The sequence below is a fragment of the Stenotrophomonas sp. 05L413 genome (assembly GCF_056397945.1).
Genome location: NZ_JBFTOL010000001.1, coordinates 360,541 through 369,293 on the forward strand (window position 1 = coordinate 360,541; position 8,753 = coordinate 369,293).

Annotated in this window: 8 protein-coding genes and 2 tRNA genes; 5 read left to right on the top strand and 5 right to left on the bottom strand. The window is 66.1% G+C overall.

Annotated elements, in window-relative coordinates:
• Positions 1-87: 87 nt before the first annotated feature.
• Positions 88-1,758: a thiol reductant ABC exporter subunit CydC gene (gene cydC, locus AC1DIQ_RS01640; RefSeq protein ID WP_478049337.1), complete on the bottom strand. Its 1,671-nt coding sequence runs from the start codon at positions 1,756-1,758 to the stop codon at positions 88-90.
• Positions 1,755-3,485 carry a thiol reductant ABC exporter subunit CydD gene (cydD, locus tag AC1DIQ_RS01645; RefSeq protein ID WP_478049338.1) on the bottom strand — a complete coding sequence of 577 codons (1,731 nt, stop codon included), beginning with the start codon at positions 3,483-3,485 and terminating at the stop codon, positions 1,755-1,757. Before cydD ends, cydC begins: the two co-directional genes overlap by 4 nt.
• Positions 3,486-3,712: 227 nt before the next feature.
• Between cydD and AC1DIQ_RS01650 the strand changes: the two genes are divergently transcribed.
• The 5 genes from AC1DIQ_RS01650 to AC1DIQ_RS01670 all read left to right on the top strand — a co-directional run bounded on the left by AC1DIQ_RS01650 (position 3,713) and on the right by AC1DIQ_RS01670 (position 6,957).
• Positions 3,713-5,302: a cytochrome ubiquinol oxidase subunit I gene (locus tag AC1DIQ_RS01650; protein WP_478049339.1), complete on the top strand. Its 1,590-nt coding sequence runs from the start codon at positions 3,713-3,715 to the stop codon at positions 5,300-5,302.
• 15 nt (positions 5,303-5,317) lie between these two features.
• Positions 5,318-6,472, top strand: coding sequence for a cytochrome d ubiquinol oxidase subunit II (gene cydB, locus AC1DIQ_RS01655; protein WP_478049340.1), 1,155 nt, complete (start codon positions 5,318-5,320; stop codon positions 6,470-6,472).
• Positions 6,473-6,502: 30 nt separating this feature from the next.
• Positions 6,503-6,616: a cytochrome bd-I oxidase subunit CydX gene (cydX, locus tag AC1DIQ_RS01660; protein WP_019182852.1), complete on the top strand. Its 114-nt coding sequence runs from the start codon at positions 6,503-6,505 to the stop codon at positions 6,614-6,616.
• A 48-nt stretch (positions 6,617-6,664) separates the two neighbouring features.
• Positions 6,665-6,741: transfer RNA gene (locus AC1DIQ_RS01665), tRNA-Pro, on the top strand.
• Between the two features lie 139 nt (positions 6,742-6,880).
• Positions 6,881-6,957 (top strand) — tRNA-Pro (locus AC1DIQ_RS01670).
• Positions 6,958-7,440: 483 nt separating this feature from the next.
• Here the strand turns inward: AC1DIQ_RS01670 and AC1DIQ_RS01675 are convergent.
• The 3 genes from AC1DIQ_RS01675 to AC1DIQ_RS01685 all read right to left on the bottom strand — a co-directional run bounded on the left by AC1DIQ_RS01675 (position 7,441) and on the right by AC1DIQ_RS01685 (position 8,746).
• A complete protein-coding gene (locus AC1DIQ_RS01675) occupies positions 7,441-7,827 on the bottom strand; it encodes a hypothetical protein (RefSeq protein WP_478049341.1) in 387 nt (128 codons plus the stop codon).
• 107 nt (positions 7,828-7,934) lie between these two features.
• Positions 7,935-8,345: a hypothetical protein gene (locus AC1DIQ_RS01680; RefSeq protein WP_088434726.1), complete on the bottom strand. Its 411-nt coding sequence runs from the start codon at positions 8,343-8,345 to the stop codon at positions 7,935-7,937.
• A gap of 29 nt (positions 8,346-8,374) precedes the next feature.
• Positions 8,375-8,746, bottom strand: coding sequence for a hypothetical protein (locus tag AC1DIQ_RS01685; RefSeq protein ID WP_147433862.1), 372 nt, complete (start codon positions 8,744-8,746; stop codon positions 8,375-8,377).
• Positions 8,747-8,753: the final 7 nt, after the last annotated feature.

Below are 8,753 nucleotides of genomic sequence, written 5' to 3' on the forward strand. Positions count from 1 at the left end.
TGGCACGATCAGGGCAGCAACAGCTTTAATCGACTACACCAGACTCCCGGCGCGCTGATCTGCGAGGGAAAGCGGCCGCTATACCAGCTACTCCAGCGCTCCACCCCTTAAACGATAGCTCCGATGCACGATGCCCTCCGGCAATTCGTCGTGGGTGATCATCAACAGACTGCGGTTGCCCAGCGCATCCACCATGTCATGCAACAACGCATGCGCGGTATCCACATCCAGGCCTTCGGTCGGCTCGTCCAGCACCAGGATCGGTGCGTCGCGCAGCAGCGCGCGTGCCAGCGCCAGGCGCCGCGCCTGCCCGGCCGACATGGTCGCGCCGTTCTCGCCGACCCACGCCGACAATCCGCCGATCTGCTCGGCCCAGGCGTGCAGCCGGACCTCCGTCAGTACCTGCCACAAGCGCGCGTCGCTGGCCGCTACATCGCCGAGCCGCAGGTTGTCCGCCACGGTGCCGGCGAACACCGGCGCGTTCTGCGGCAGCCAGGCGATCTGACGGTGCCAGTCGGCCTGCGCGAAACTGCGGATATCGGCATCGCCGTAACGCACGCTGCCGGCCTCCGGATCCCATAGTCGCAGCAGCAGCGAGGACAGCGTGGTCTTGCCACTGCCGCTGTCACCGCGTATTGCGATTCGTTCGCCCGGCGCGAGTTCAAGTTGCACATGGGCCAGCAACACGCGCGCCTGGCCGGGCCAACGGAACGCCACCTGATCGAACCGCAGCGTTGCAGGCACGGATGGCACGGCCAGCGGCGCGTCGGGCTCGACCACGCCCGGCGCCTGATCCACGATCGCCTCCAGCCGCACCGCGGCGACGCGACCGGACAACCACGATTGCCAGGCCAACCCGATCCCGGCCCACAGCTCCAGCAGTGCGACCGTCAGGAACACCAGTGCGGCCGCCAGCGCGGCATCCACGCTGCCACTCTCGAAGGCATGCAGGGCCAGCCACAGCATCGCCACCAAGCCACCCGCGCCGCACAATCCGTGCAGCGCGTTGCCACTGATCAAGCGCCAGCGGCGACGCTTGTCACGCGACTTCAGCTGTTTGGCTGCCACCAGCACGCGCTGGTTCCAATGCTCGCGCGCCTGCAGCGCGGCAAGATCGGCGGCGCCTTCCAGCCCTTCGAAGGATTGGGTACGCAGCTGCGCCCGGTGCAGCGCGCGGTCGCGCTCCTGGTCGGCCGCGCCGCGCACGGTCAGCCACGGCACGCCCACCCCGATCAGCAAGGCGAGCACCGCCAGCAGACCGGCCGCCGGCAGATAGATGATGCCGGCCGATACCACCGCGACCAGCGAGATGCCGCCCAGCGCCAACAGCGGGCCGATCGCGCGCACCAGCAGGCCATCGACCTCGCCGATGTCCGACATCAGCCGCGCCAGCAGTTCACCGGTGCGTACACCGGCCAGGCGCGCCGGTGCCAGTGGCAGCGCGCGCCGGAAGAACCACACGCGCAGATCGCGTGCGATGCGCAGGGTGACATCGTGGCCGACCAGTTTTTCGAAGTAGCGCGACACGATGCGCGCCATGGTCAGCCCGCGGATGCCTGCCGAGGGCGAGAAGAAGTTGAAGCCGTTGCCGAGCCCGGCCGCACCGGCCAAGGCGGCGGCAGTGAGGAAACCACCGGACAACCCGAGCAGCGCGGTGCCGGCCAGCATCGTCGTCCACAGCAGCAGCACGGTCAGCAGCAGGCGGCCACGATGCCGGGCGAACACACCCTTCAGCGAATCGATGTGCGCGGCCTTCATGGCGTTAGCTCCGAGGCCAGGCGCGCGCCGCCGGCGGTCAAGGTCAGGCGGGTGTCTGCCCAGCGCATCGCGGTCTCGCTGTGCGTGGCGATCACCACGCTGCGCCCACGAGCGAAGGCGGCCAGGGTACGCAGGAGATCGGCTTCGGTATCGGGATCGAGGAAGGCGGTCGGCTCGTCGAGCAGCAGCAGCTGTGGATCGCGCAGCAGCAGCCGGGCCAGGCCGATGCGACGCGCTTCGCCACCGGACAATCCGAAGCCGCGCTCACCGATCACCGTGTCCAGCCCCTGTGGCAGTGCGGCGGCGAAGCGCATCACCTGGGCGGCCTCCGCCACGGCGCGCAGGTGCGCATCGGTCGCGCCCGGTGCGGCCAGCCGCAGGTTGTCGGCGATCGTGCCGTGGAACAGATAGGGACGCTGCCCCGCGTAGCCCACGTCCAACCCGGGGCGCAGCACGATGCTGCCCTCGCGCGGGGGCAACCAGCCGGCCAGCGCTTCCAGCAACGTGCTCTTGCCACTGCCGCTGGGGCCGACCAGCGCCACGCGCTGCCCGGGCTCGATCTGGAACGAGAGCTGCTGCACCACATCGTGATGTGCACCCAGTGGTCGCAGGCTCACCCCGCGTACGACCACCGGGGGGGCGCGCTGTTCGAGCAGTTCCGGAGCGCGTGCGGTGGCAGGCGGCGCGTCCCCGGCCACGGGTGCCTCCGGCAAGTCGCCCAGCAGGCGCTCCACTTCGGCGGCCGCGGCAAGTGCGTTGGCGCGATCGTGGTAGTGCGCGGCCAAGCGCCGCAGCGGTGCATAGAACTCCGGTGCCAGCAGCAAGCAGAACATACCCACGCCCAGCGTCGGCACCTGTGCATGCAGCGACATCAAGCCGAGATAGCTCAGGCCCAGATACAGCGCGACCATCGCCACGCTGACCGACGCGAAGAACTCCAGCACCGTGGAGGAGAGGAAGGCGATCCGCAGCACTTTCAAAGTGCGCTCGCGCACGCCTTCTGCCGCTGTGGCCACACCGTCCAGTTCGGCCTCGCCTCGCCCGTACAGGCGCAGCAGGCCGAGCCCCTTGATGCGATCGGCGAAGTGGCCGCTCATCCGCGCCAGTTCGCCCAGCTGCGCACGGCCGGCGGCTTCTGCGCCCCAACCGACCAGCATCATGAAGAACGGCACCAGCGGCGCGGTGAACAAGAGAATCAGCGCGATCACCCAATCGGTCCAGGCCACGGCGATGGCGATCAGCAGCGGGACCACCACTACTTCGATGCGGACCGGCTGATAGCCGGAGTAATAATTCTCAATCGCATCGGCGTGAGCGAGCATCAGTTCGCCGAGCTCGCCGGTGCGTTGCTGGCGCAGCCACAGGGGCCCGCGCCCGAGCAGCCGCTGATAAACCCGTTCACGCAGCGCCAGCCGCGCCGCATCGGCGACATCACCGGCTGTTGCCTGGGTCGCACTGCCCAACAGGGTGCGGATCCCCAGCACCGCCAGCAACCCCAGCAGCACGGGCGTAGCGTCGGCCAGTGGGCGGTGATCGACCAGCACCGCCTGGATCAACCAGGCGATGGCGGCCGCCTGCCCGATCAGCAGGGCGCCGGACACGCAGATGCAGATCGCCGCCAGCCGCTGCTTGCCGCGGGCGGCCGCCGCCAGCCCACCCAGCCAGTGCAGGCGAAGGCGGCGCAGGGCGGTTGTCTCAACAATGGTCGCGTCGGGGGGTATGCTCAAAACAAGTCACTGGCGGCCACAGGGAGGTTCCGTCGATTGTAGTAGGTGCTGGCCCCGCCCCTGTGCGGCCAGCGGTCGCAGGGGCGGGATGGCCTACGATCCCCGTGCGAGTGCGTTTGTACATTGATCTGAATCAAGGCTGTTTGAAGTTGCTGGTCACAGAATTCACCCCGTAGACCCCCCTTCCCGCCACCTGAAACGGCAAAACCCAACGAGGTAGCCAGGCCATGATTGATCAGACAGTCGTAGAACTGTCGCGGCTGCAATTCGCTCTGACCGCGATGTACCACTTCCTTTTCGTTCCCCTCACGCTTGGCCTGTCCTTCATGGTGGCCATCATGGAGAGCGTCTACGTCATGACCCGCAAGCAGGTCTGGCGCCAGATGACGCTGTTCTGGGGCACGTTGTTCGGCATCAACTTCGCCATCGGCGTCGCCACCGGCATCGTGATGGAATTCCAGTTCGGCATGAACTGGTCGTATTACAGCCATTACGTCGGCGACATCTTCGGCGCACCGCTGGCGATCGAAGGCCTGATGGCGTTCTTCCTGGAAGCGACCTTCATCGGTCTGTTCTTCTTCGGCTGGAAGCGCCTGACCCCGGTCAAGCACCTCACCGTGACCTGGCTGATGGCCCTGGGCACCAACCTCTCGGCGGTGTGGATCCTGATCGCCAACGGCTGGATGCAGAACCCGACCGGCGCGATCTTCAACCCGGAAACGATGCGCATGGAGGTGGTGGATTTCGCCGCCGTGCTGTTCAACCCGGTGGCCCAGGCCAAGTTCGTGCATACGGTCAGTGCCGGGTACGTGACCGGTGCGGTGTTCGTGATGTCGATCAGCGCCCTGTTCCTGCTGCGCAACAAGCACAAGGACATGGCACGCCGTTCCTTCGCGGTGGCGGCCGCCTTCGGCCTGCTGTCCTCGCTGTCGGTGGTGGTGCTGGGTGACGAAAGCGGCTATGCCGCCAGCGAACACCAGAAGATGAAGCTGGCCGCGATCGAAGCGATGTGGGAAACCGAGCGTGCGCCGGCCGACTTCACCGCCTTCGGCATTCCGAACCAGACCACCCACACCAACGATTACGCGATCAAGATCCCGTACCTGATGGGCCTGATCGCCACCCGTTCGCTGGACCAGCCGATTCCGGGCATCCTGGAACTGGTGGGGCGCGCTGAAAACCGCATCCGCGGCGGCCAGCTGGCCTACGGTGCGCTGGAACGCGTGCGCAAGGACAAGAACGACGTCGAAGCGCGCGAGATGTTCGACCGCCATTGGCAGGATCTGGGCCACGGCCTGCTGCTCAAGCGCTATCGCGAAGACATCCTCAACGCCACCCCGGAAGAAATCTCCAAGGCCGCGATGGATACCGTGCCGCGGGTCGCCCCGCTGTTCTGGACCTTCCGCATCATGGCCGGGCTGGGCTTCTACCTGATCGCCTTCTTCGCCCTGGCCTTCTACTACTCGTGCCGCCACAACTTCCAGGACAAGCGCTGGTTCCTCAAGCTTGCCCTGTGGTCGCTGCCGGCGCCGTGGATCGCGATCGAATGCGGTTGGTTCGTGGCCGAGTACGGTCGCCAGCCGTGGGCGGTGGACGGCGTGCTGCCGACCTTCTACGCCGCCTCGGGCCTGGCCCTGCATGAAATCCTGACCACGCTGGCCGTGTTCACCGCGCTGTACACGGTGCTGCTGATCATCGAAGTGAAGCTGATGCTCAAGGCGATCCGCAAGGGCCCGGACGACATCCTGCCGTCGCTGCAGGCTGCAGCCACGTCCCTTTCCCCCAATGCCGCTGCGCCGACCCACGGTCGGGCGTAAGGCAGGAGAACCCAGATGGAATTCATTGGACTCGATTACACCACGCTCCGCGTGATCTGGTGGCTGCTGCTCGGCATCCTGCTGATCGCCTGGGCGGTGATGGACGGTTTCGACCTCGGCGTCGGCACGTTGCTGCCGTTCGTGGCCAGGACCGATGACGAACGCCGGCTGGTGATCAACACCGTCGGCCCGGTGTGGGAAGGCAACCAGGTGTGGCTGGTGCTCGGTGGCGGTGCGATCTTCGCCGCCTGGCCGCCGCTGTACGCGGTCAGCTTCTCCGGCTTCTACCTGGCGGTGTTCCTGATGCTGTTCGGGCTGATCCTGCGCCCGGTCGCCTTCAAGTACCGCAGCAAGATGCCCGGCAAGCGCTGGCGCGAGAACTGGGACCGTGCGCTGTTCGTCGGCGGCCTGCTGCCGGCACTGATCGCCGGCGTGGCGGTGGGCAACGTGCTGGTCGGCGTGCCGTTCCACTTCGATGACAGCATGCGCATCTTCTACACCGGCACCCTGATCGGCCTGCTCAACCCGTTCGCGCTGGTGGCCGGTCTGGTCAGCGTGGCGATGGTGGTCTCGCACGGTGCCGCGATGCTGGTGCTCAAGACCGATGGCCCGGTGGCCGAGCGCTCGGCCCGCTACGGCAGCGTTGCCGCGGCGCTGACCTTCGTGCTGTTCGCCCTGGCCGGCGTCTGGGTGGCCTTCGGCCTGCCGGGCTACCAGATCACCTCGCAGGTGGTGACCGATGGCCCGACCAACCCGCTGCTGAAGACCGCGGCCGTCGGTGCGGTGGCCGGTGGCTGGCTGCGCAACTACCAGAGCATGCCGCTGACCCTGCTGGCCCCGATCCTCGGGCTGGTGGGTGCGCTGGCCAGCGCGGTGCTGCTGCGGGCCCGCCGTGGTGGCCTGGCCTTCCTGGCCTCGGGGGCCTCGATCGCCGGCATCATCCTGACCGTCGGCTTTGCGATCTTCCCGTTCCTGCTGCCCTCCTCCAGCCAGCCGGGCTCCAGCCTGACCGTCTGGGACAGCTCCTCCAGCCACCTGACCCTGGGGATCATGCTGATCGCCACGGCCATCTTCCTGCCGATCATCATCGCCTACACCTCCTGGGTCTACCGCGTGATGAAGGGCAAGACCACGGCCGAAGAGATGGGCGACAACCCCAACGCTTACTGACGCGCCCCACGGCGCCATAGGAGACTTACCATGTGGTACTTCGCTTGGATTCTGGGAGCAGGGCTGGCTTCGGTCGTGGCCATTCTCAACGGCATGTGGTTCGAAGCCCGCGAGCAGAGCCGCACGGATCACGAAGAAGGCTAAAAAAAGGTTGCCGATCGGGTCTTCACACCGTATCCTTGTCGGCTCCTTCGGGGTGTAGCTCAGTCTGGTAGAGCGCTACGTTCGGGACGTAGAGGTCGCAGGTTCGAATCCTGTCTCCCCGACCACTTCGGTGGTCGTATTGAAGCCTGGGAACACGTTTCCAGGCTTCTTTATCAAGGGCCGTGGCAACACGGCACCGAAGGCGAAAAACGCGATCCCCCCTTGCCGCCGACCGGCGGGATCGATACAATAGGCGGCTCCTTACGGGGTGTAGCTCAGTCTGGTAGAGCGCTACGTTCGGGACGTAGAGGTCGCAGGTTCGAATCCTGTCTCCCCGACCATCTGATGGTCACAATCAAGCCTGGAAGACATCACTGTCTCTCCGGGTTTTTTTGTGCCTGGCGATTGGCAGGCCGGGTAGCGGCTGCGGATTTCCCCTTCGCAGCGACCGGTGTAGCGGTAGCCCTTCCCCAGCATGCACCGTTGTGCCGCGTAGAGCTTGTCGCGTGAAAGATGGGCGGTTTCCTCACCCGTGGCACCTTGCCGGTCTGGGGAGATGTTCCCACTGCGTTGGCCGCCGCAGGCCTGCCAGTCCGTATCACGCACCAGGGCACCTGCGTCCGGCCTGCTCCAGTCGTGGCCCGGCGGCACCAGCTGCCGGGTTGCGGCAGGGTTTCCATTCATCCACATCCCACCTGCACCACAGGCGGTCAGCCCGAACAGCATGCCGAGCACCACCGTCGCACGACCGGTGTGCCGTTTGGCGGGATGCTTGCGACAGATGAACCCCCTACGGACGAACAGCAGTGCCATGCGCATCGTATTCACTCCACCGGAAACCCACGACGCACGAACTCGAACCCCTCGCCGGCCATGCATGCATCATGGAGCTGGCCCAGCCGAGCGGCGATCTCTTTGCGCCGCTTCTTCTGTGCCGAGGTACGTTCGGCATGCCAGATCTTCGTGATCACGGCGCTCTCCTTGAGAAGCCCAACGTACTCGTCGGTGTTTCGCAGGTGCTGGCTGCATTGCTGCCGGGCCAGGTCCGCGTCGGCCTTGCTCGCCCCCGCCTTTCGCCAGTACTGCCGCGTCGGCATGACGCGAACGGAACCCGCCGGAACAGGCCCCATGTCCGTCACCGCCACCTGCCCCGGTACAGCGGGAGTGCTGGCACATCCTGCAACCGCGAGAAGCACGGTCGCCATCAGCATCGATATGCGTCTGGCCTTCCGGCTCGCGCGAGGGTGCTCATGCACCGACCGTCGATCCCAGGGAGCAGGTGCAGCGGTGAACGCAACGCCACGAGGCCGCAGCACGTTCATCGCGACTGGCAGGCGGGGAATCGACTCGCAATATCCCCTGAGCATGACCCGGTGTAGCGGTATCCCTTTTGCATCATGCAGCGCTGGACGTCGTCATTCTTCCGGGTGAGGCGCTGCACGGTTTCGCGCCCGTTGCCACCCTGTTGATCGATGCCGACATTGCCGTTCGCCATGCCGCCGCATGCCACCCACGCCGCCCCCAGTTGCGAGGCATCTGCCGTGCCCGCGGCCCAGCTGTCGCGCTGCGAAGGGGGATTGGCCAAGGCGTCGTGGGTTTTCTTGTCACAGTAGGCGCGCGGCGTCTGCGGGCCGCATAAGCGCCCGTTGCCCGCGGTGCAGCCCGTCATGACCGCTACCGCCATCAGCAGACCGAACCCCGTACAGCTTCGCCTTCGAACTTGCTTCATGCGCTTCGTCCAGAATGTCCGCAGACGCCTTACTTCTGGCATGCGGGATATTGACTGCGTATATCGCCTTCGCAGGAGCCCGTGTATTGATACCCGCGGGACATCATGCAACGCTGCATGTCGTCGAACTTGCGGCTCATCGCCTGCTGGATCACCGCAGAGCTCGATCCATCCGACGTGGCGACGTTGTAACCGCCGCTGTCCGCCCCGCCACAACCGAGCCAGTCCGCACTGCGGGCCGCGGGGTCATTGCCTGCTTTCTGCCAATGATCGCGCGGTGGAACGATGTTCCTGCCCACGGACGGATCTCCATTCATCCACATACCGCCGATGCCACAACTGGCGAGCATCAACGTTACACAGGCAAGTAGGAGCCTGTTTCCTGCACGCGGGGAACTCATGCTGACG

Bases quoted from the DNA above. Each gene is read 5' to 3' on its own strand.
- cydC (WP_478049337.1), bottom strand. From the start codon at position 1,758: ATGAAGGCCGCGCACATCGATTCGCTGAAGGGTGTGTTCGCCCGGCAT.
- AC1DIQ_RS01650 (WP_478049339.1), top strand. From the start codon at position 3,713: ATGATTGATCAGACAGTCGTAGAACTGTCGCGGCTGCAATTCGCTCTG.
- cydB (WP_478049340.1), top strand. From the start codon at position 5,318: ATGGAATTCATTGGACTCGATTACACCACGCTCCGCGTGATCTGGTGG.
- cydX (WP_019182852.1), top strand. From the start codon at position 6,503: ATGTGGTACTTCGCTTGGATTCTGGGAGCAGGGCTGGCTTCGGTCGTG.
- AC1DIQ_RS01675 (WP_478049341.1), bottom strand. From the start codon at position 7,827: ATGCTGATGGCGACCGTGCTTCTCGCGGTTGCAGGATGTGCCAGCACT.
- AC1DIQ_RS01680 (WP_088434726.1), bottom strand. From the start codon at position 8,345: ATGAAGCAAGTTCGAAGGCGAAGCTGTACGGGGTTCGGTCTGCTGATG.
- AC1DIQ_RS01685 (WP_147433862.1), bottom strand. From the start codon at position 8,746: ATGAGTTCCCCGCGTGCAGGAAACAGGCTCCTACTTGCCTGTGTAACG.